Raw genomic sequence first — 19,726 nt, 5'->3', positions numbered from 1 at the left:
GAGAGCTCCATGCCGTCCGAACCGCACGAGTCCGCCCACGAGATCGAGATCGAGGCCGAGGCCGAGGCCGTGTACCGCATGCTGGCCCACGCGGAGAAGTGGCCGCAGCTGTTTCCCCCGACCATCCACGCCGACCATGTCGAACGCGGTGAGCGCGAAGAGCGCATCCGCATCTGGGCGACGGCCGGCGACACCGTCAAGAACTGGACGTCCCACCGGAGCCTGGACCCGGAACGTCTGCGGATCCGGTTCCGGCAAGAGGTCAGCACCCCGCCCGTGGCGCAGATGGGCGGCACCTGGCAGATCGACGCCCTGCCCGCCGGCCGGTCGCTGGTGCGCCTCCTGCACGACTACCGGGCCGTCGACGCGGAGAGCCTGCCGTGGCTCGACGACGTAGTGGACCGAAATTCCCGCTCCGAGCTGGCGTCCCTGAAGGCGGTCGCCGAGTCCGGCACCGCGGTCGCCGAACTGACCTGCTCCTTCGAGGACTCGGTCCGGATCCGGGGCGACGTCGGTGTCGTGTACGACTTCGTCAACCGGGCCGACCTGTGGACCGAACGGCTGCCGCACGTACTCAGGGTGCGCCTGGAGGAGCCGGAGCCGGGGGTGCAGACCCTGGAGATGGACACCATGGCCAAGGACGGCACCTCGCACACCACGAAGTCACACCGGGTGGGGCTCGCCCCGCACCGGATCGCGTACAAGCAGATCACCCTCCCCGCCCTGATCTCCCTGCACACCGGCCACTGGACCTTCGGCCCTGCCGACGAGCGAGGCGATGTCACGGCGTCCTCGCAGCACACCTTCACGGTCCGGACCGACGCCATCGAGAAGGTGCTGGGTTCCGACGCGACCGTCCAGGACGCCGTCGACCACGTCCGTACGGCGCTCAGCACCAACAGTCTGGCGACGCTCGCCCTCGCCAAGGCGCACGCGGAGGGCCTGGCCGTGGACAGCCGTTCATGACGAAAGCCCCGCCGAAAGCCCCGCCGACGGCCCCGCCGACAGCCCCGCCGACGGCGCCGGCGGCGGTGTCCGCGAAGGTAGGGCGGATCACGTTGCAAGCGGGCGGCATTACCGTGTCCGCACTGCTGGCCCGCCCCCTGTACGCGCCGCCGCGGGCGACCGTCGTCGCCCTGCACGGCGCCGGTATGAGCGCCGCGTACTTTCACGGGCAGACCCGGCCGGAGACCTCGCTGCTGACGCTCGCCGCGGATCTGGGCTTCGCGGCGGTGGCAGTCGACCGCCCCGGCTACGGGCTGTCCTCGGCCGAACTGCCGCGTGGGCAGACGGCGGCGGAGCAGGCGGCCACGCTGACGGCCGCGCTGGGCGATCTCGCGGACCGGTACGACACCGGCGCCGGACTCTTCCTCCTGGCCCACTCCTTCGGCGGGAAGCCGGCGCTGCGGATGGCGGCGGAGGGAACGCTGCCCGCACTGCTCGGGGTGGACGTCTCGGGCTGCGGCGACGCCTACACGGCACCGCCCACCGAGCCCGGCACACGGGACGGCGGATGGCGGCGCAGCTGGGGGCCGCTGCGGCTGTATCCGCCGGGCACCTTCCGGTCGGGGGCCGCCGTCGTGGCCCGCGTGCCACCGGGGGAACTCGCGGACGCCGCGCGGTGGCCCGCGGAGTTCGGCCGGCTCGCGGGGCGGATCAGGGTGCCGGTGCGGTTCACCTTCGCCGAGTACGAGACGTGGTGGCGGCACGACCCGCCGGCCCTGGACCGCTTGCGGTCCCGGTTGAGCGCGGCCCCGCGTGTCGTGATCGAGCACCAGCCCGACGCGGGCCACAACATCAGCCTCGGCTGGGCGGCCCGCGCCTACCACCTGAAGGCCCTCGGCTTTCTGGAGGAGTCCATGCGACACCACGGCGTAGGGAGGGAATCCCGGACATGACACAGGACATCACGGACATCACGGAGATCGCAGGCGTCGCCCCTGCGCGGCCGCCGAAAGCACAGTGCGCGCCGCCCCGGGCCACCGAGTGCGACGAGCACCCCCTGCTGGTGGCATTGAGCATCTTCGCTCCCGGCGCTCACCGGTGGCGGCTGGGCTTGGAAGGAACATGACCAATTCAGCCGCGCGGCACGGGGCGGAGGGGAGCAGCGTGCCCATGGAAGAGCATCCGCGGCAGTCCGGCGAGGGACACGACCTCGACGGCCCGCACACGCAGGAGCACGAGGAAGAGCCGGAGCCCCACATCTGGCGCAGCGTCAACTGAGCGGCCACGGCCGGTGGACGGCGCCGCCCACAGGCCCGCCGGGCCGCCCGGCGGTCGGGGCGTCGTGCTGGGCGTTCGCCGGTCTGCCGGTACCCCTCCTTCAGGGCCGCCAGGCGGCCCGGTGTTCGGCGAGGTGGGCCAGCACCGCGTGGTTGGCCTCCCAGCCGTCGGGGAACTTCACCAGCGTTCCCAGCTGGACCGGTTCCGTGGACGGGTAGTCGTCCAGCAGGTCGCCCACGCCCTCGCGGCAGACCACGATGCACGCGTGCCGGTGCCGGGAGGCCAGGACGCACAGGCGGCCGGTCTCCAGGTGGAAGGCGGTGGCGTCGGGGCGGCCGGAGAGCGGGTGCAGTACGACCGTGACGTCGTACTCGCGGCCCTGGAGGCGGTTGGCCGTGTCCACGGTCACGTCGTGCACGCCCAGGTCGGCCAGCGCCGCGCGGACCGCCGCCGCCTGGTCCCGGTGCGCGGTGCCGACGGCGATGCGGGCGGCGGTGAGGGGAGCGGGATCGGGTGAGCGCTCGGAGGTCGCCCGGCCCTCGCGGTCGAGGAGGCGCCGGACCACCGCCGCCACCGCACGCACCGCCTCCGGGTCGGTGCGCGGGGTGTGCCGGGCCGGAAGCTCCAGCAGGCCCCAGCCCGAGGCGGCCGCCTCGTCGATCACCCGGTCGGGACCCGAGCCGTCCGACGGCACCGCGAAGGCCAGGCTCCGGTCGCCGTGGCCCGTGCCGCTGCGGAACGGCGTGTACGGGTAGAACGCGTCGGAGACCAGGCGGGCCGCCGACGCCGGGAGCCGCCAGGAGACCGGCAGGCGGTGCTGCGGCAGACCCGGGTTGTGGGCGAGGAGGGTCGTCACGGCCGAGGACGACGGGTCGTAGGCCAGGCCCGCCCACTGCTCGCTGCCCACCGTCGCGAACGGGTCCAGCTGACCGGGGTCGCCCACGAACAGCGCCCGCTCGAAGAGTCCGGCGACCGCGAGCAGGGAGTCCGAGCGCATCTGGTACGCCTCGTCGACGATCGCGTGCCGCCACGGCTCGTCCACCTTCACGTGCGCCCACTTCGCCGCCGTGGACAGGACGACGGACTGCCCGGCGAGATCGGCGGCCTTCGCCGACTTGCGTACGTTCCCCAGTGCGTCGAGCGCCTTGTCGTACGGGTCGGCGTCGCTGCTGTGCAGACGGCCCACCGGAAGGTCCGGGTTCTTCTCGGCCAGGCGCAGCACCAGGTCGTCCACCTGGGCGTTGGTCTGCGCCACCACCATCAGGGAGCGGCCCGCCTCGGCCAGCTCCAGCGCCGCCCGCACCACCAGCGTGGACTTCCCGGCGCCGGGCGGGGAGTCGACGACGACGCCGCGCTCGGTGCCGTGCAGGGTGTCGTGGAGGATCGCCGCGGTGGCGCGGGCGGCCTCCGCGCCCGGGTCGAAGGACGCGGGGGCAGACGTGGAGAGGGCCTCGGCGGTCACAGCACGTCCTCCTCGGTCTGGGCGTCGGCGGCCTCCGGCACCGCGGCCGTCTCACCGGGCGGGCCGCCGTGCGTCCACGGGGTCTGCTCCGGGTCGGGGAGCTTCGCGCCGCCCCGCTGCTCGTGCTCGAAGAGCGTGAAGCAGACCAGGTCGCCCTTCTCCGGCACCGACCCGGCCTCGGGCTCCTTGCCGCGGCCCATCTTGTCCATGATCCGCAGGACCACCGTGCCGTCGTCGGTACCGGTCCCGTCGGCGGGGTCGCCGGGGCCTTCGGGGGCGGCGGGGCCTTCGGCCGGGGCCGCCGGTCCGACGTACTCGGCCGTCTGGGGCTTGCCGCCCAGCGAGCGGTAGACCTTCACCCGCTCGCCCAGGTACGGGCGGTCGTCCGTGCGGACCGTGACCAGCGGGCGCGGACTGGGCCGCTTGCTCTCGCTGTACGCCATCACCACGTCCACGACCTCGCCCGCGAACGCCTCCCCGGACAGCCGCCGCCCCGCCATCACCAGCGGATCGTCCAGCGCCTCCTGCGCCTCCAGACGGGCCTGCTCGCGCTCGCGCGTGGCCAGCTTGTTCGCCGCCGTCACGGCGTCGTCGCGGCGCGGCTGCGGGGGCTCGCCGGCCAGGATCCGGTCGCGGTGGGAGGTGAACGACCAGCGGTCGCGGGTCCAGCGCTCCTCGGCGTGCGCCCCCTCGGGCAGCTCCCGCAGCAGGTCCAGGCCCCGCCACACCGCGTCCCAGGTGGGCCGGGTACGGCTCTCGACCAGGGTGCGGATCTCCCGCTCGGCGGCGGTGAGGGCACCGAGCCGGTCGTCGGCCTCCAGGCCGTCCTCGGCGGCGGCCAGCGCCGTGCGGGCGCGGTCGTAGCGCTCGATGGCGGGGGCGAGGAGCTTGTTGTCGAAGGCCGGGTCGGTCGCCGGGCCCGCGGGCGGGCACCGCAGCTGGCCGTCGGCGTCGCGGGCCAGCTCGGCGCGGCGGGCGGCCTCCGCACCGGTCGCGCCCTCCGCGCCCTCCGCACCGTCCGGCGCGATCCACGCGAGCAGGGCCCCCAGATGCTGGTCCTCCAGCGTGGACTGCCCGGTCGCCCAGTGCCGGCCCAGCAGGTCGGTCATCGCGAGGAGGAGGGAGGAGCCGGGCACGCGGGCCCGCTCGCCGTAGTGGGTCAGCCACCGGCCCAGCAGCGGCACCCGCGGCGGCGCGGGGTGCGGGGTCTCCGGGTCCTGTTCCGCCGTACGCCGAAAGCGCATGGACCGGCCGAGCAGCCGTACGAAGTCGACGCCCGCGCGGCTCGGCACGACCAGCTGGGCGGCGTCCGCGCACAGGTCGACCTCGACCTTGACCCGCTTGCCCGTCTCCGGGTCGGTCTCGGTGCGCTCGGCGGCCTCGACGCTCTCCGCGTACGCCTCGACGTGGGGCAGCACGATGCCGGCCAGCTCGGCCAGGAACGCGAAGCGCAGGTCGCGGTCGCGGGGCTGCGGCACGACCAGCAGGTGCGGCGCGTCCCGGTCGGTGCCGACCAGCGCGCCGAGCGGGGCCCCGGCCTCACCGGCGGTGATCAGTGGGATGAACACGAGCGGACGGTCGGACAGGTGCCGGTGCCGGACGGTGGCGGCGGGCTGGGCCCGGCCGGTGCGCACGGCCTCCAGCCGGGCGAGGGTGGTGATCAGCGACACGCGGACACCTCGCCGATGCCGAGGCCCATGCCGAGGCCCATGCCGCTGCCGCTGCCGCTGCCGCTGCCGTCAGCCGTTGCCCCACCCGTCCCCACACCCGTCCCCGCGCCGGCCGTCGCGAGCGCCTCCGCGCGGAGGCGGGCCGCCCTGCGCAGCGCGGCAACCGCCGGGTCGTCCGGGTCGCCGGCCTCCCCGCGGGCCGCGGCCAGCACGTCCTCGACCGTGGAAAGACCGCCCAGCTCGGCCCGCACCGGCCGGCCGAGGCAGGTGACCGCACCGGCCTCGCGGGACCGGGCGCGACAGTGGAAGGCCAGCTCGCACGCGGACAGGCACTCGGGCGCGTACGCCGCCGGGACCGCCTCGACCGCGGCCGTCAGCTCCTCGGCCGGCAGCTCGGGGGAGAAGCAGACGCCCTCCGGGAGCGCGTCGGCGATCTCCTCGATGCGGGTCAGCCGGGCCAGCTGGCGGTCGGTGACGGCACGCTGCTTGCGCACGTCGACGGCGGACGCGGTGGGCAGGTTGGAGAAGTCCCTGGGGCAGACGAGCAGGACGCGGTGGCGCACGCGCGGGGCCGGGTCGAGGCGGGCGGCGACCCGCTCCAGGGCCAGCACGTACACCGCGGCCTGCCGTGCGGCGGCGCCGACCTTCGCCGGGTCGGCGGAGCCGTCCAGCATGGGGAAGGACTTGATCTCGACGACCGTCCAACTGCCGTCCGGATGCACCACCACGGCGTCCGGCTCCAGGAAGGCCGGTGAACCGGCGACCTCCAGGGCGAGCATCGGATGGTCGAGCAGAGTCCACGCGCCGGGCGCGCCGGTGGCCTCGCGCAGCGCCAGCGACGTCCGCGCCGCACGCCCCTCCGGGCCGGTCGCGGACAGGTCGGGCACCCGCACCGGAGCCTCGGCGGGGGGCTCGGCACCCCGGTCCAGCCTCTCGTGCACGAGCCGCAGCAACTCGGCGCCGCCGTCCGCCTTCACCCTCGCCTCGAAGGCGTTGCCCCGCGTGAAGGCGAACTGGGACTGCCCGAAGACCGACGGCGAACCCAGCGCACTCGCCAGGGACGCCTTGTCCACGCCCGCGCCGTCGAGGATCGCGCGCCGACGGCACCCCGGGTTGGCGGCGAGGGCGGCCAGGGCCCGGGCGTCCAGCGCCTTGGCGGGTACGTCGGGACCGCGCAGCTCAGCGAGCCGGTGCCGGAGTCTCGTCCCCCGCGTCCGAGGGGGCGGGGTCCGGCTCGGCTCCGGCTTCGAACCGCTGCTCGCGCTGCCGTGGAAATCGCTCACCCGCGGAAGTCTGGCATCCGCCACTGACAATCACGGAACCCGCGTCGTCCCGGGCGGCGGCGGAGGCGGGCCCGGCGGCGCTCGCGGAGCCGGCCGCGGCCGGGGCGAAGCGGGCCGGGAGACGGGTCCGCATCCGTGCCGCGGCGCGCTGCACGAACGGCGTCAGCAGCAGTCCCGCGCCCATCACGGCCGCACCGGCGACCGCGTCGAGGAAGTAGTGGTTCGCGGTGCCCATCACCACGATCGTGGTGCCCACGGGGTACACGACGGCGGCCACCTTCGCCGTGCGCGTGCCGCCGTGGCGCCACAGCATCACGCCGCACCACAGCGCCCAGCCCACGTGCAGGCTCGGCATCGCCGCGTACTGGTTGGTCATCCCGCCCATGCCGCGCGGCGCGCTCGCCGCCCCGCCCCACCAGCCGTACGAGCTGTACTGGGCCATCGTGTCGACGAATCCGTGACCGGCGTCCAGCAGCCGGGGCGGGCAGGTCGGCAGCAGCGTGAAGCCGATGAGGCCGATGAACGTCGACGTCATCAGCCAGGTACGGGCGGCCCGGTAGCGCACCGCGCGGGAGCGGAAGAGCCAGACCAGGACCGCCGGGGTGACCACGTAGTGCAGCGAGGCGTACCAGAAGTCCGCCGGTACGCCGATCCAGGGCTCGCGCGTGAAGAGGCGGTTGAGGGGGTGCTCCGCGTTGAGGTGGAGCGCCTTCTCGATGTCCAGGAGGGCCAGGCCGTGGTCGACGGCGTCGGAGACGTCACCCCGTACCAGCAGGCGTCCCGCGCTGTAGCAGGCGTACACGAGGACGATGAGCGGCAGCTCGGTCCACCAGCGCAGCCGAGGGTGCGGGGCCGCCTCGGTGCCCGGTGTCTCGGTGTGCGGCAATCCGATCGCCCTCCCCCTTCTCGTCTCTTCCTGCTTCTCGCTCACTCGTGCGCCTGGACGGACACGGGCGAGCCACTCTACGGCCTCACCGCGACCGCTCCGCCAAGCGCCCTCGGACCGGATAGACGCGAGCATCGCCCCTCGGGTTGCCCGCACGGACGGTACGGGATGATGGAGGGGTCCCCTCAGACATTTCTCCCGGAAAGGCCTCTCCATGGCACCGCGCATTCTGCTGGCCCGGCACGGACAGACGGAGTGGTCGCTGTCCGGCAGACACACCGGCAGGACCGACGTGCCGCTCCTGGAGGAGGGCCGGCGCGGCGCGAAGCTGCTCGGCGAGCGGCTGCACCGGGCGCCGTGGGACGGACTGGACGGCGTGCAGGTGCGGACCAGTCCGCTGGTGCGCGCGAGCGAGACCTGCGAGCTGGCCGGTTTCGGGGAGCGCGCACGCGCGTGGGACACGCTGATGGAGTGGGACTACGGGGCGTACGAGGGCATGACGCCGGAGCAGATCCAGGCCGTGCGGCCCGGCTGGCTGATCTGGCGGGACGGGGTCCCGGAGGGGGAGAGCGCCACGGACGTCACCACGCGCGCGGACGAGGTGGTGGCGTGGGCGCGGGAGGCGGAGCGGGACGTGCTCGTCTTCGCCCACGGGCACATCCTGCGGGCGATCGGGGCGCGGTGGCTGGGGCTGCCGGTGTCCTTCGGCGCGCGGATACGGCTGAACCCGACGTCGCTGTCGGTGCTGGGCTGGGCGTACGGGGAGCCGGCGGTGGAGAGCTGGAACGACTCGGGGCACCTGGTCGGCTGACGGGCCGGTGCCGGTCCCCGTGCCGGTTTCGCGGCGCCCGGCGTCGGGGCTGGGGGAGGGGAGGGGGCGCGACCCGGCGTTGCGGGGTGCCTTCCCCACTCTCGGCTTCGCTCGAGCGGGGCCCCACCGCCCACCCGTGCCTGAACGGCCCGGGGATGCCTCCCGGGCCGTTCAGGCACTGGGGGAGGCACGATTGCCCGCGGCGGCGGCAGGCTGCCCGCAGCGGCGGCGAGGGTGACGGCGCGGCTGCTGTGGTTGGGGTTGGCGTTATGCCGGTCTTGGCAGGGCTGCGTGGCGGTCCAGGAAGGTGGAGACTCCCGAGGCGCGGCGGTGGGGGAGGAGGACCCGGGCCGTGCCCGCCAGCATCGTGTGGATGCGGGAGGACTGGACCTCGCCCAGCAGGTCGAGGACCCGCGAGCCCGCCCCCGCCGCCTCGTCGGGGCGGCCGCCGCGGGCCAGGTCGTCCGCCAGCTCCGCCGAGTACAGCGCGAGGTTCCGGGTGAAGTGCGGGTCCTGGAGATCCGCCGCCCGCCGCGCGTGCCGGGCCGCCCGCGGCCAGTCGCCCAGGGTGGACCAGCACTGCGCCTCGAGCCCCTCAAGCTCGGCCTCGCCGTAGAAGCTCATCCACTCGGGGTCGGTGTCCGAGGGGCCCCGTTCGAAGAAGGTCTGCGCGCGGACCAGCGCCTGCTCGCAGCCGACGCGGTCCGCGAGCCCCGCCCAGCCGCCCGCCTCGCGCAGCGCCAGCAGGGACATCAGCCGGGCCGAGCCCAGCGGGCGGGCGGCGCGCTGCGCGGCCTGGGCCGCCCGTACCGCCTCGCGCGGGCGGCCCGCGTCACGGGCCAGGAACGCCATGTTGCAGAAGGCGTGCGCCTCCAGGCCCGCGTCGCCGTTCATCCGGGCGGTGGCGAGGGCCTCGGCGTAGTGGGAGCGCGCGTCGTCGAAGCGCCCCGAGTCGTGCGCCAGCCAGCCCACGGAGATCGCCAGTTCACCGGCGCCCGTGTAGAGCCGGTCCGCGGTCGCCTGCCGGGACGCGCCGGCGTCCAGGAGCGCGTACGCGGTGCGCAGCGGGGCCGCCGCGCGCCGGTAGAGACCGTCCGCGCCGTGCCGGTCGTCGAGCAGCCGGATCCGGCGTACGGCTTCTTCGAGGGCGCCGGCCTCGCCCGTCCCGGCCCGGCGCGCGGGGCGCCCGGCCGCCGCGGCGTCGAGGGCGAGCCCCAGGGGGCCGAGCGAGGCGGCGGCCACCGTGGCACCGCTCGTCATGAATGCGCGACGCAGCACGTCGCTCTCCTCGTTGTTGTCGTGCGTTTCGTACAGGTCTTGCGTGTCTCGGACTTCTTGCGTGTCATGCGTCTCATACGGCTCACCCGCCCCTCGCGACTCACCCGGGGTGCGCCCCTGCCGGCCGCGTACCGACGAGCGGGGCGCGAACCCCAGGTCGGTGAGCGTGCGGCCGGGGAACATGTGCAGGAACACCCGCTCGTACGCGTAGTTGGGGCAGCGGATCTCGCCCGCCTCGACCCGGCCGACGTAGCGCGCGTCACAGCTGACCCGCTCGCCGATCTCGCGCGCGGCCCGGCGGACCGCCGCCGCGAACTCCGCCGGGGAGCGCTTGCCGCGCAACCGCCTGAAGGCGAGGTTCGGCCGCGGGGGCCGTTCGGGCTGGGCGGAGGTCACCGTTGACGACGCCATGGCCGGGTCCTCTCGTGCGAACCGTCGAACCATGCCGGGAAGAGGGCGAGCAAGGCTGGCTGCCCTGTTTCCGGCGAGCAAGAACGTACCGGCTGTGACGGAGCGGCCACGCGCTGTTTGGCTACAAACCGGATATCTCATCCACGATCTGCCATGAAGTGCCATCCTTTGCGGCGGCTCCCGGCCGTAGCCGTTGACGGCCCGCCGCGTTGAACCGGGTGGACCGGGAGGCCCCCGACTCCCGAACCGCTCGTCCGAGGAGGAGTTCCGTGGTGGAGGCCGGGATGGACACCAGCGTCAGCGTTCCCCCCTGCGACGCCTGTGACGTCGTCACCGTGCCGACCCGGCAGGGTCTGGAGGCGGTCGACATCCTCAGGCGGGGAGCCGGTGAGGGGGTGGGCCCGGTGCTCCACGACGACGGCTGCGACACCCTGGGATTCCTGGTGCCGCCGGGCACCGCCGCTGCCTGGGACGTGCCGGGCAGCACCTGCACCGAGACGGACGGCCGCGGACTGAGCATCGTCCCGGCGCCCGAGCCGCCCGTGGAGGGCTCCGACTGGCTGCTGCCGCCCGGCGAGGCGGACCTGGCGACCGACCCCGCGGTGCTGCGGGCCGCGCTGGGCGAGGCGGCCCGGCTGATCAGGGCCGCGGACAGCTGCCGCTGAGCGCCTTCGCGCCCGGCCCGATAATGGGCGGATGGGAAAGTCCAGGAACGCCCGCCGCGGGCGCGCTGCCGCCGAAGCCGTCGTCGAGGACGTCGACGGGGGACGCGCCGAGCTGGTGCCCGACCGCGACCGGCCCCGGGCCTGGACGCTGCTGATCGACGGTGCCCCGCAGTCGCACGTCGACCTCGACGACCCGGCGTACCTCTCCTTCGAGTACCAGCGCCGCATCGGCCACGTCATCGACCTGGCCGCACCGCCCGGCCGACCCCTGCGGGCCGTCCACCTCGGCGGCGGTGCCCTCACCCTCGCCCGCTACGTCGCCGCCACCCGCCCCCGCTCCACCCAGCAGGTCGTCGAGCGGGACGCCGCCCTCGTCCAACTGGTCCGCCGGGAGCTGCCCCTGGACCCCGGGGCGCGGATCCGGGTGCGCTCCACCGACGCCCGCGCCGGGCTGGCCAAGGTGCCCGACGGCTGGGCGGACCTCGTCGTCGCGGACGTCTTCGGCGGGGCGCGCACCCCGGCGCACCTGACCTCCACCGAGTTCCTCGACGAGGTGCGGCGCGCGCTCGGACCCGGCGGGGTCTACGCCGCCAACCTGGCCGACGGCCCGCCGCTCGCCCACCTGCGCGGCCAGATCGCCACCGCCGCCGCCCGGTTCGCCGAGCTCGCCCTCGTCGCCGACCCGGCCGTACTGCGCGGAAAACGCTTCGGCAACGCGATCCTGGTCGCCGCCGACGGCCCGCTGCCGGTCGCCGAACTCACCCGCCGGGCCGCCTCCGACCCGCACCCCGCGCGCGTGGAACACGGCCGTGCGCTCACCGACCTCACCGGCGGCGCCCACCCCGTGACGGACGCGGCGGCGGTGGACTCGCCCGCGCCGCCGGAGTCCGTCTTCAGGTGAGCCCCCTGCCGGCCACCGGTCGCGTCGGTTCACCGGCCGGCGATCTCCGCCCTCAGTAGCTGCCGATCTCCACTCGCGGCGGTCCGTCGTGCCAGGTGCAGAACACCGACACCCGGTCCGCGCCCGAGGTGAACTCGACCCGGATCCACGACTCCGTCTTCCACACCTGCATCGACCAGCCCGTCCCCGGTGTGGCGGACACCAGCGACGCGGACGACGTACCGAGGTCGAACACCGCGCGGCCCCCGTCGGTGTCGTAGCTCTTGACCTCGCCGGACGTGTCGGGCGCGGGGCTCGCCGGGTCCTCGGGCGGCGCGCCGGACGGCGTGGTGCGCGCCGGGGCGGGGCCGGGTTCGCGCGACGTCCCGCTCGGCGTCGGCGACGCGCTGCCCGACGGCGACGGCGACGTCGACGGCGTGGAAGAGGGCTGGCTGGTGGACGACGCCAGGGACTCCCCGTCGTCGTCCTGCCCGTCCCGTACGCCCGCGTCGGCCGCCGTGATGGGCAGCGCGCGGGGGGCGTCGTAGGCCGTGCCCGCCATCACCGTGTGGACGCCCCACCACGACAGGGTGACCGCGGCGCCGGTGGCGAGCAGCCAGGCGATCACGTGGACGAGTCCTCTGCGCATCGCGGCCATACTGCCTCACCCGCCCCACGCGTGTCGCGCGAACAGGGGTGTGAAGCGGGCCCGGACGGAGTTGTCCACAGGCCCGGACCGGGTTGGTCCGCATGGCGTACGGTGCCGCCCATGGCAAGTGTGCTCGTGGTCGAGGACGACCAGTTCGTACGGTCGGCGCTCATCCGGCAGCTGACCGACGCCTCGCACACCGTGCGCAGCGTGGGCACGGCACTGGAGGCGCTGCGCGAGGTCGCCCATTTCCGGTTCGACGTGGTGATCCTGGACCTCGGACTGCCCGACCTGGACGGCTCCGAGGCGCTGAAGATGCTGCGCGGCATCACCGACGTACCGGTGATCGTCGCCACCGCCCGGGACGACGAGGCGGAGGTCGTACGACTGTTGAACGCGGGCGCGGACGACTACCTCACCAAGCCCTTCTCCGTCGAGCACCTGTCGGCCCGGATGGCGGCCGTACTGCGCCGCGCGCGCGGCGGCTCCGCGGAGGCGGCGCCGCCGACCGTCCTCAGGGTCGGCGGCCTCACCGTCGACCCACTGCGCCGCCAGGCCGAACTGGACGGCACCGCCCTCGACCTGACCCGCCGCGAGTTCGACCTGCTCGCCTTCCTGGCCGGCCGCCCCGGGGTCGTGGTGCCCCGCAAGGAACTGCTCGCCGAGGTCTGGCAGCAGTCCTACGGCGACGACCAGACCATCGACGTCCACCTGTCCTGGCTGCGGCGCAAACTGGGCGAGACCGCGGCCCGGCCGCGCTATCTGCACACCCTGCGCGGCGTCGGGGTGAAGCTGGAGCCACCACGACTGGAGCCACCGCGATGAGATGGGCCCTGGTCAAGGTCTCGCTGGCGGTCACCGCGATGGTCGTGGTCGCCTTCGCCGTGCCCCTCGGACTCGTCATCCGGGAGATGGCCCGCGACCGCGCCTTCTCCAACGCCGAACGGGAGGCCGCCGCCGTCGCCCCGGCGCTGTCCATCACCACCGACCGCGAGCAACTGGAGCGGGTCGTCGCCTCCGCCGGTTCGGACGCCGGGATGGCCGTGCACATACCCGCGTCCGGTGCCGGTGCGGACGGCGGCGGCGCCGCCGACATCGGGCGGCAGCGGGCCACCGACGAGGACATCGCCGCCGTCCGGCGGATGGGGCGGGCCTCCACCACCGAGGTGGGCGGCGGTTCCACCCTGCTCCAGCCGGTCGCCCTCAGCTCCGGCGAGATCGCCGTCGTCGAGGTGTACGTGCCCGAGTCCGAGGTGACCAACGGCGTCGGCACGGCCTGGGCGGTGCTCGCCGCGGTCGGCGCCGCCCTGATCGTCGGCTCGGTCGCGGTCGCCGACCGGCTGGGCGTCCGGATGGTGCAGCCCGCCCGGCGCCTGGTCGAGGGCGCGCACGAACTGGGGGAGGGGAGGCTCGGCGCGCGGGTGCCCGTGGAGGGGCCGGACGAACTGCGGCGCGCCGCGGTGGCGTTCAACTCCATGGCCGACCAGGTCGTGCAACTCCTCGCCAACGAACGGGAGCTGGCCGCCGACCTGTCCCACCGCCTGCGCACCCCGCTGACCGTGCTGCGCCTCAACGCGGCCTCGCTCGGCGACGGCCCCGCAGCCGAGCAGACCCGGGCCGCCGTCGAGCAGTTGGAGCGCGAGGTCGACACGATCATCCGCACCGCCCGGGACGCCAAGCCGCAGACGGCCGTCGCCGGACCCGGCGCCGGATGCGACGCGGCCGAGGTGGTCCGGGAGCGGATGGGGTTCTGGTCGGCACTGGCCGAGGACGAGGGCCGCAAGTGGCGGGTGGCCGGCGCCGACCGGCCGGTGCGGATACCCGTGGCCCGCACCGACCTGGCCGCTTCCCTCGACGCGCTGCTCGGCAACGTCTTCCGGCACACCGCCGAGGGCACCGCCTTCGCCGTCGACCTGCACAACGGCGAGGACGCGGTGATCGTGCTCGTCTCCGACGCCGGCACCGGCATCCCCGACCCCGAGGCGGCGATGGCCCGCGGCCGGGGTTCGGGCACCGACGGGTCGACCGGGCTCGGCCTGGACATCGTGCGCCGGATGGCGGAGTCGACCGGCGGCGACGTCCGCATCGGCGCCTCCGTGCTGGGCGGTACCGAGGTGCGGATCTGGATCCAGCTGGACGGGCGGACGGCCCCGGCCCGGCGCGGGCACCGGGGGGCCGTACGCCGACGCAGGCAGAGCCGTGCACCGGCACCGGCTCCGGCGGCCCCGGCCGGCCGCGACCATTAATCGGCCCCGATCTCTTCCTTAAGCCCACCCTAAGATCGCCAACCCCCGTCCGGATCAGGCTCTTTGCCCGATTCGGGGTCGCTAGCGTGCTGCCGCACCCCCACCCCGCCCCCGTCGGCCCGCCGCCGGGGGCACCGTGAACAGCGAAGGCAGGCACGTGATGCGCACGCACCGACGCAAGGTCAGTGGCAGGAACAAGGCGATCGGCGCCCTCGTCGCGGCGGCCGTGGCCGGTGGCGGGGCGCTGCTGTTCACCAGCACCGCGCAGGCGGCGGCGGTCGGCGCCGCGTACACGAAGACCAGCCAGTGGTCCACGGGCTACACCGCCCAGTACGTCGTCACCAACACCAGCGGGCAGGCGAAGGCCGACTGGACCCTGGAGTTCGACCTGCCCTCCGGTGCGAACCTCGGCTCGCTGTGGAACGCCGAGTCGAAGGCCGACGGGCAGCACGTCACCGTGACCCCGCCCAAGTGGGACACGGACGGGCTGAAGGCCGGCGAGTCCGTCACGGTCGGCTTCGTCGTCAACGGCACCGCCGACCCGACGGGTTGCCTCGTCGACGACGCCGCGTGCTCGGCGGACGACGGTGCCACCCCCGAGCCCAGCGGCCGCCCCACCCAGCCCCCGGCCCCGACGCCGACCCCCACGGCGACGGACACCGCCGAGCCGACCCCGACCGGCGCCCCCACCACCCCGGCACCCACCGGCACCCCCGGCAACGGCACCGAAGCGGGCGCCGGCTTCGCGCCGTACGTCGACACCTCCCTCTACCCGGCCTTCGACCTGCTCGCGCACTCCGCGGCGACCGGCGTCAAGGAGTACAACCTCGCCTTCGTCACCGACGGCGGCGGCTGCACCCCCAAGTGGGGCGGCGTCACCGACCTCGGCAGGGACGCGGTCGCCAACCAGATAGGCGCCCTGCGCGCGAAGGGCGGCGACGTCCGCGTCTCCTTCGGCGGCGCCTCCGGCTCCGAACTGGGCACCACCTGCACGTCGGCCGACGCGCTGGCGGCGGCGTACGGCAAGGTCGTCGACGCATACCAGCTCACCAAGGTCGACTTCGACGTCGAGGGCGGGGCGCTGCCCGACACGGCCGCCAACACCCGCCGCGCCCAGGCCATCGCCGCGCTCCAGAAGCAGCACCCCGGCCTGGACGTCTCCTTCACCCTCCCGGTGATGCCCGAGGGCCTCACCCAGGCGGGCGTCGACCTCCTCGCCGACGCGAAGAAGAACGGCGTGGACATCGACGCCGTCAACATCATGGCGATGGACTACGGCCCCGCGTACAGCGGCGACATGGGCACCTACGCCGAGCAGGCCGCCACCGCCACCCAGGCCCAGATCAAGGGCGTCCTCGGCCGGTCCGACGCGGACGCCTGGAAGACGGTCGCCGTCACGCCGATGATCGGCGTCAACGACGTCGCCTCCGAGGTCTTCGAGGTGGAGGACGCCACCCAGCTCGTGGAGTTCGCGAAGTCCAAGGGCCTGGGTGCGCTGTCCATGTGGTCCGCGACCCGCGACAAGGCCTGCCCCGGCGGCCCGAAGCCCTCCGCCGACGCCACCTGCAGCTCCGTCGACCAGGAGCCGAACGCCTTCGCCAAGGCCCTCGCCGCCTACAAGTAGGGCCGGGCTCCTCCCGTAGGGCCGGGCCCCACACCGGCCCTACGCGCGGGGCGCGGCATCCCCCCGTGGAATGCCGCGCCCCGCCACCGACCGTGTGCCGACTCCCCGTGGGGGCTACTCGGCGGCGGCGTCCACCGGCGGCAGCGTCCCCGTGCGGGCCGCCCGCCCGTACCACAGGGCGCTCGACTTCGGGGTGCGCTGCTGGGAGACGTAGTCGACGTACACCGCGCCGAAGCGCTTCTCGTAGCCGTAGGCCCACTCGAAGTTGTCCAGCAGGGACCACAGGTAGTAGCCGCGGACGTCCGCGCCGTCGGCGATGGCCTGCCGGACCGCGGTGAGGTGACCGTTCAGGTAGGCGACCCGCTCGGGGTCGTGCACCGTGCCGTCCGCGCCGGGCTTGTCGTCGTAGGCGGCACCGTTCTCGCTGAGGTACAGCGGCATGCCGGGAGCCTCGCGGTTGTACCGCATGATCAGCTCGTGCAGGCCGGTCGGGTCGACGCTCCAGCCCATCTCGGTGCGCTCGCCCGGAGGCTGGTGGAACGCCACGTCGTCCGCGGCGGGCCAGGGCGAGTGGTCGCTCGAGCCGTGGCCGTCGGCGCGCGGGGCACGCGAGTCGGCGTCGGCCGCCGACACCACCGTCGGCGTGTAGTAGTTCAGGCAGATCGCGTCGATCGGCTGGCGGATCTGCCCCAGGTCGCCCTCCTGGACGAACGACCAGTCGGTGACCGGCGCCGTCGCCTCCAGCAGGGTCTGCGGGTAGGCGCCGTGCAGGATCGGACCGTGGAAGATCCCGCCGGACAGGTCGTCGATCCGCTGCGCCGCCGCCAGGTCCGCCGGGGTCTGCGACAGCGGCCGCACGACGGACGTGTTGAGGCTGATCGCCACCGAGTTGCGGGCCGGCATCACCGAACGCAGCGCGACCGTGCCCAGGCCGTGCGCCAGGTTCAGGTGGTGCGCGGCGCGCAGCGCGGCCGCCGGGTCGGTGCGGCCGGGGGCGTGCACACCGGAGGCGTAGCCCAGGAAGGCGGCGCACCACGGCTCGTTCAGGGTGATCCACTGCTCCACCCGGTCGCCGAGCGCCTCGCCGACGATCTGCGCGTACTCGGCGAACCGGTACGCCGTGTCCCGCTCGGGCCAGCCGCCCGCGTCCTCCAGCTCCTGCGGCAGGTCCCAGTGGTAGAGGGTGACGGCCGGCTTGATCCCGGCGGCCAGCAGCTCGTCCACCAGGCGGCGGTAGAAGTCCAGGCCGCGCTGGACGGCGGGGCCGCGGCCGGTCGGCTGCACCCGGGGCCAGGAGATGGAGAAGCGGTAGGCACCGAGGCCCAGGTCCTTCATCAGCGCCACGTCGTCGCGGTAGCGGTGGTAGTGGTCGACGGCGACGTCACCGGTGTCCCCGCCGGCCGTCTTTCCGGGGGTGTGGCTGAAGGTGTCCCAGATCGACGGGGTGCGGCCGTCCTCCCGTACCGCGCCCTCGATCTGGTACGCCGAGGTGGCGGCGCCCCACAGGAAGGCGGGGGGGAAGGTCACCGGGGTCACCGGCGTTGCGGACTCAAGCATGGAAGCGCTCCCATAGCAGGTCGTGGCGGGTCCGGGCGGGTCCCGGGGGGACCGGCCCGAGGACCGACGCGCTGGACCGACGAGTAAGAAGGACGAGGGGGGAAGGGGGCCGGGGGCGGTGGCCCGGCCCCGGGGGTGAGGGGTCAGCCCTTGACGGCGCCCTGCATGATGCCGCCCACGATCTGCTTGCCGAAGATCGCGAACACCAGGAGCAGTGGCAGCGTGCCGAGCAGCGCGCCGGCCATGATCAGGGACTGGTCCGGGGTGTAGCCGCGGCCCAGTCCGGCGAGCGCGACCTGCACGGTCGGACTGCCGTTCTGCGTCAGCACCAGGAAGGGCCACAGGAAGTCGTTCCAGGACTGCACGAACATCAGCATGCCGAGCACGGCCATCGCGGGCCGGGCCGCCGGGAACACCACGTGCCACATCACGCGCCAGCTGCTGGCGCCGTCCACGCGCGCGGCCTCGATGATCTCGTCCGGCAACGCCTGGAGCAGGTACTGCCGCATGAAGAACACGCCGAACGCGTTCACCAGGGACGGCAGGATCACCGCCTGCAACTGGTCGGACCAGTCCAGCTTCGCGACCATCATGTACAGCGGAATGATGCTGAGCTGCGGCGGCACCATCATCGTGCCGATGACGATCAGCATCAGCGCGCCCCGCCCGCGGAAGCGCAGCTTGGCGAAGGCGAACCCGGCGACCGTCGACAGGAAGACGATCGTGCACGCCGAGATCCCGGCCACGATGGTGGTGTTGAGGAACGCCTCGCCGAGGTTGGCGTCGTTCCAGGCGATCTCCAGCTTGTCGAACAGGTTCCCGCCGAACCAGAACGGCGGTGGCGTCTGGGCGAGCCGCTGGTTGTCGCGCGAGGCGGCGATCGCCGTCCACACCAGCGGGAACAGCGAGCCGATGGTGAACAGGGCGAGGATGATGTAGGCGATCGGCCCGGCGTGCAGCGTGCCGCCGGCCCGGGCCGCCTTGGAACGTCGTCGGCCCCGCCGGGGCGGCTCGGGTGCCGCGTCGGCCGGGGGTTTCGTCATGGTCGTCGTCACGGCCGGTTCTCCTTAACTACTGGCGCGCAGCCGGCGCGAGATGACGGCGTTGAGGATCCCGATCACGATCAGGATCAGGAACATCGCCCAGGCGATCGCGGAGGCGCGGCCCAGGTGCTGGTTGACCCAGCCCTGCTCGTACAGGTACAGGCCGAGCGTCTGGAACTGGTGCTGGGAGCCGCCCGAGGCGCCCTTGTTGGCGTCGAAGAGCAGCGGCTCGCCGAAGACCTGCGAGGCGCCGATGGTCGACACCACGACGGTGAACAGGATCGTGGGACGCAGCGAGGGCAGCGTGACGTGGATGAACTGCCGCCAGCGGCTGGCGCCGTCCAGCGCCGCCGACTCGTACAGGTCCTGCGGGATCGCCTGCATCGCGGCCAGGTAGATCAGCGCGTTGTAGCCGGTCCAGCGCCAGATGACGATCGTGGACACGGCGAACTTGGACGACCACGAGCCGTTCTGCCAGTCGATCTTGTCCAGGCCCACCATGTCGAGGACCCAGTTGATCATGCCGTAGTCACGGCCGAAGAGCAGCACGAAGACCAGCGAGGCCGCGGCGATCGACGTCGCGTACGGCGCCAGCATCACGACCCGGTAGAAGGTCGAGGCACGCAGCTTGTAGTTGAGGATGTGCGCGAGGCCCATCGCCATCAGCAGCTGCGGCACCGTGGAGATGACGCCGATCCACAGCGTGTTCTTCGCGGCGTTCCAGAAGAACTCGTCGTCGAAGATCCGGGTGTAGTTGTCCAGACCCGTCCACTGCATGTCGGTGGGCGCGGTCAGCTCCACCGTGTGCAGCGAGGCCCAGCCGGTGTAGATCAGCGGGAACAGGCCGAAAGCGAGGAAGAGCAGGAAGAACGGCGAGACGAACGCGTACGGGCTCCAGCGCATGTCCCGCTGCCAGCGGCGGGAGAGCTTGGCCCGCTTCCTGCGGTCCGCCTCCGCGGACGCCCTGCCGCCGGGCGGGCGGCCCGGGGCCGCGCCCCCCTTGACGGGGGACGCGGCGGTGTCGTGCCGGGTGGTCAT

At 74.0% G+C, this 19,726-nt stretch carries 18 protein-coding genes; 9 read left to right on the top strand and 9 right to left on the bottom strand.

Annotated elements, in window-relative coordinates; genetic code table 11:
* Window positions 1–9: 9 nt before the first annotated feature.
* The 3 genes from C4J65_RS11115 (at window position 10) to C4J65_RS36025 (ending at window position 2,223) form a co-directional block, all read left to right on the top strand.
* Complete coding sequence (locus C4J65_RS11115; protein WP_115742275.1) at window positions 10–966, top strand: aromatase/cyclase; 957 nt, start codon at window positions 10–12, stop codon at window positions 964–966.
* 113 nt (window positions 967–1,079) lie between these two features.
* On the top strand, window positions 1,080–1,898 hold the full coding sequence (locus tag C4J65_RS11110) for an alpha/beta fold hydrolase (protein ID WP_240330402.1): 819 nt from the start codon (window positions 1,080–1,082) through the stop codon (window positions 1,896–1,898).
* Between the two features lie 169 nt (window positions 1,899–2,067).
* Window positions 2,068–2,223 (top strand): hypothetical protein, encoded by a 156-nt coding sequence (locus C4J65_RS36025; protein WP_162833134.1) that lies wholly within the window; start codon window positions 2,068–2,070, stop codon window positions 2,221–2,223.
* A 100-nt stretch (window positions 2,224–2,323) separates the two neighbouring features.
* Here C4J65_RS36025 and C4J65_RS11105 read toward each other — a convergent pair whose 3' ends face one another.
* From C4J65_RS11105 to C4J65_RS11090, 4 genes are read right to left on the bottom strand one after another with little or no spacing between them, the layout of a single operon-like run.
* On the bottom strand, window positions 2,324–3,685 hold the full coding sequence (locus tag C4J65_RS11105) for an AAA domain-containing protein (protein WP_115742273.1): 1,362 nt from the start codon (window positions 3,683–3,685) through the stop codon (window positions 2,324–2,326).
* Window positions 3,682–5,355, bottom strand: a complete 1,674-nt coding sequence (locus C4J65_RS11100; RefSeq protein WP_162833133.1) for a hypothetical protein — start codon at window positions 5,353–5,355, stop codon at window positions 3,682–3,684. Before C4J65_RS11100 ends, C4J65_RS11105 begins: the two co-directional genes overlap by 4 nt.
* Window positions 5,346–6,533 (bottom strand): hypothetical protein, encoded by a 1,188-nt coding sequence (locus tag C4J65_RS11095; protein ID WP_240330629.1) that lies wholly within the window; start codon window positions 6,531–6,533, stop codon window positions 5,346–5,348. Before C4J65_RS11095 ends, C4J65_RS11100 begins: the two co-directional genes overlap by 10 nt.
* Before the next feature lies 1 nt (window position 6,534).
* Entirely contained in the window at window positions 6,535–7,524 is a 990-nt protein-coding gene (locus tag C4J65_RS11090) for a phosphatase PAP2 family protein (protein WP_115742271.1), read from the bottom strand.
* A 214-nt stretch (window positions 7,525–7,738) separates the two neighbouring features.
* Here C4J65_RS11090 and C4J65_RS11085 point away from each other — a divergent pair, with 214 nt between their 5' ends.
* Window positions 7,739–8,335: a histidine phosphatase family protein gene (locus tag C4J65_RS11085; protein ID WP_115742270.1), complete on the top strand. Its 597-nt coding sequence runs from the start codon at window positions 7,739–7,741 to the stop codon at window positions 8,333–8,335.
* Window positions 8,336–8,602: 267 nt separating this feature from the next.
* Here the strand turns inward: C4J65_RS11085 and C4J65_RS11080 are convergent, their stop codons facing one another.
* A complete protein-coding gene (locus tag C4J65_RS11080; RefSeq protein WP_115742269.1) occupies window positions 8,603–10,024 on the bottom strand; it encodes a hypothetical protein in 1,422 nt (473 codons plus the stop codon).
* 284 nt (window positions 10,025–10,308) lie between these two features.
* On the opposite strand from C4J65_RS11080, the gene C4J65_RS11075 reads away from it, so the two are divergent.
* Window positions 10,309–10,689: a hypothetical protein gene (locus C4J65_RS11075; protein WP_162833132.1), complete on the top strand. Its 381-nt coding sequence runs from the start codon at window positions 10,309–10,311 to the stop codon at window positions 10,687–10,689.
* Window positions 10,690–10,720: 31 nt separating this feature from the next.
* Window positions 10,721–11,590, top strand: a complete 870-nt coding sequence (locus tag C4J65_RS11070) for a fused MFS/spermidine synthase (protein WP_115742267.1) — start codon at window positions 10,721–10,723, stop codon at window positions 11,588–11,590.
* Window positions 11,591–11,642: 52 nt separating this feature from the next.
* Here C4J65_RS11070 and C4J65_RS11065 read toward each other — a convergent pair whose 3' ends face one another.
* The gene (locus tag C4J65_RS11065) at window positions 11,643–12,218 is read right to left on the bottom strand and encodes a hypothetical protein (RefSeq protein ID WP_162833131.1); all 576 of its coding nucleotides are present in this window, start codon (window positions 12,216–12,218) and stop codon (window positions 11,643–11,645) included.
* A 120-nt stretch (window positions 12,219–12,338) separates the two neighbouring features.
* Between C4J65_RS11065 and C4J65_RS11060 the strand changes: the two genes are divergently transcribed.
* The 3 genes from C4J65_RS11060 to C4J65_RS11050 all read left to right on the top strand — a co-directional run bounded on the left by C4J65_RS11060 (window position 12,339) and on the right by C4J65_RS11050 (window position 16,088).
* Window positions 12,339–13,043 carry a response regulator transcription factor gene (locus C4J65_RS11060; RefSeq protein ID WP_162833130.1) on the top strand — a complete coding sequence of 235 codons (705 nt, stop codon included), beginning with the start codon at window positions 12,339–12,341 and terminating at the stop codon, window positions 13,041–13,043.
* The gene (locus C4J65_RS11055; protein WP_115742264.1) at window positions 13,040–14,464 is read left to right on the top strand and encodes a HAMP domain-containing sensor histidine kinase; all 1,425 of its coding nucleotides are present in this window, start codon (window positions 13,040–13,042) and stop codon (window positions 14,462–14,464) included. The genes C4J65_RS11060 and C4J65_RS11055 overlap by 4 nt, the downstream gene beginning before the upstream one ends.
* A 160-nt stretch (window positions 14,465–14,624) precedes the next feature.
* Entirely contained in the window at window positions 14,625–16,088 is a 1,464-nt protein-coding gene (locus tag C4J65_RS11050; protein ID WP_115742263.1) for a cellulose binding domain-containing protein, read from the top strand.
* Window positions 16,089–16,202: 114 nt separating this feature from the next.
* Here C4J65_RS11050 and C4J65_RS11045 read toward each other — a convergent pair whose 3' ends face one another.
* The 3 genes from C4J65_RS11045 to C4J65_RS11035 all read right to left on the bottom strand — a co-directional run bounded on the left by C4J65_RS11045 (window position 16,203) and on the right by C4J65_RS11035 (window position 19,726).
* Window positions 16,203–17,645 (bottom strand): GH1 family beta-glucosidase, encoded by a 1,443-nt coding sequence (locus C4J65_RS11045; RefSeq protein WP_115742262.1) that lies wholly within the window; start codon window positions 17,643–17,645, stop codon window positions 16,203–16,205.
* 143 nt (window positions 17,646–17,788) lie between these two features.
* A complete protein-coding gene (locus C4J65_RS11040; protein WP_115742261.1) occupies window positions 17,789–18,700 on the bottom strand; it encodes a carbohydrate ABC transporter permease in 912 nt (303 codons plus the stop codon).
* A 12-nt stretch (window positions 18,701–18,712) separates the two neighbouring features.
* A complete protein-coding gene (locus C4J65_RS11035) occupies window positions 18,713–19,726 on the bottom strand; it encodes a sugar ABC transporter permease (RefSeq protein ID WP_115742260.1) in 1,014 nt (337 codons plus the stop codon).

Source organism: Streptomyces sp. CB09001 (assembly GCF_003369795.1).
In the GTDB taxonomy this organism is placed as follows: Bacteria; Actinomycetota; Actinomycetes; order Streptomycetales; family Streptomycetaceae; genus Streptomyces.
Note: the sequence above shows the minus strand (reverse complement) of the source record. Positions and strands in the feature narration are given on the sequence as shown.

Bases quoted from the DNA above. Each gene is read 5' to 3' on its own strand.
- C4J65_RS11115 (WP_115742275.1), top strand. From the start codon at position 10: ATGCCGTCCGAACCGCACGAGTCCGCCCACGAGATCGAGATCGAGGCC.
- C4J65_RS36025 (WP_162833134.1), top strand. From the start codon at position 2,068: ATGACCAATTCAGCCGCGCGGCACGGGGCGGAGGGGAGCAGCGTGCCC.
- C4J65_RS11085 (WP_115742270.1), top strand. From the start codon at position 7,739: ATGGCACCGCGCATTCTGCTGGCCCGGCACGGACAGACGGAGTGGTCG.
- C4J65_RS11080 (WP_115742269.1), bottom strand. From the start codon at position 10,024: ATGGCGTCGTCAACGGTGACCTCCGCCCAGCCCGAACGGCCCCCGCGG.
- C4J65_RS11075 (WP_162833132.1), top strand. From the start codon at position 10,309: ATGGACACCAGCGTCAGCGTTCCCCCCTGCGACGCCTGTGACGTCGTC.
- C4J65_RS11070 (WP_115742267.1), top strand. From the start codon at position 10,721: ATGGGAAAGTCCAGGAACGCCCGCCGCGGGCGCGCTGCCGCCGAAGCC.
- C4J65_RS11065 (WP_162833131.1), bottom strand. From the start codon at position 12,218: ATGCGCAGAGGACTCGTCCACGTGATCGCCTGGCTGCTCGCCACCGGC.
- C4J65_RS11060 (WP_162833130.1), top strand. From the start codon at position 12,339: ATGGCAAGTGTGCTCGTGGTCGAGGACGACCAGTTCGTACGGTCGGCG.
- C4J65_RS11055 (WP_115742264.1), top strand. From the start codon at position 13,040: ATGAGATGGGCCCTGGTCAAGGTCTCGCTGGCGGTCACCGCGATGGTC.
- C4J65_RS11050 (WP_115742263.1), top strand. From the start codon at position 14,625: ATGCGCACGCACCGACGCAAGGTCAGTGGCAGGAACAAGGCGATCGGC.
- C4J65_RS11045 (WP_115742262.1), bottom strand. From the start codon at position 17,645: ATGCTTGAGTCCGCAACGCCGGTGACCCCGGTGACCTTCCCCCCCGCC.
- C4J65_RS11035 (WP_115742260.1), bottom strand. From the start codon at position 19,726: ATGACCACCCGGCACGACACCGCCGCGTCCCCCGTCAAGGGGGGCGCG.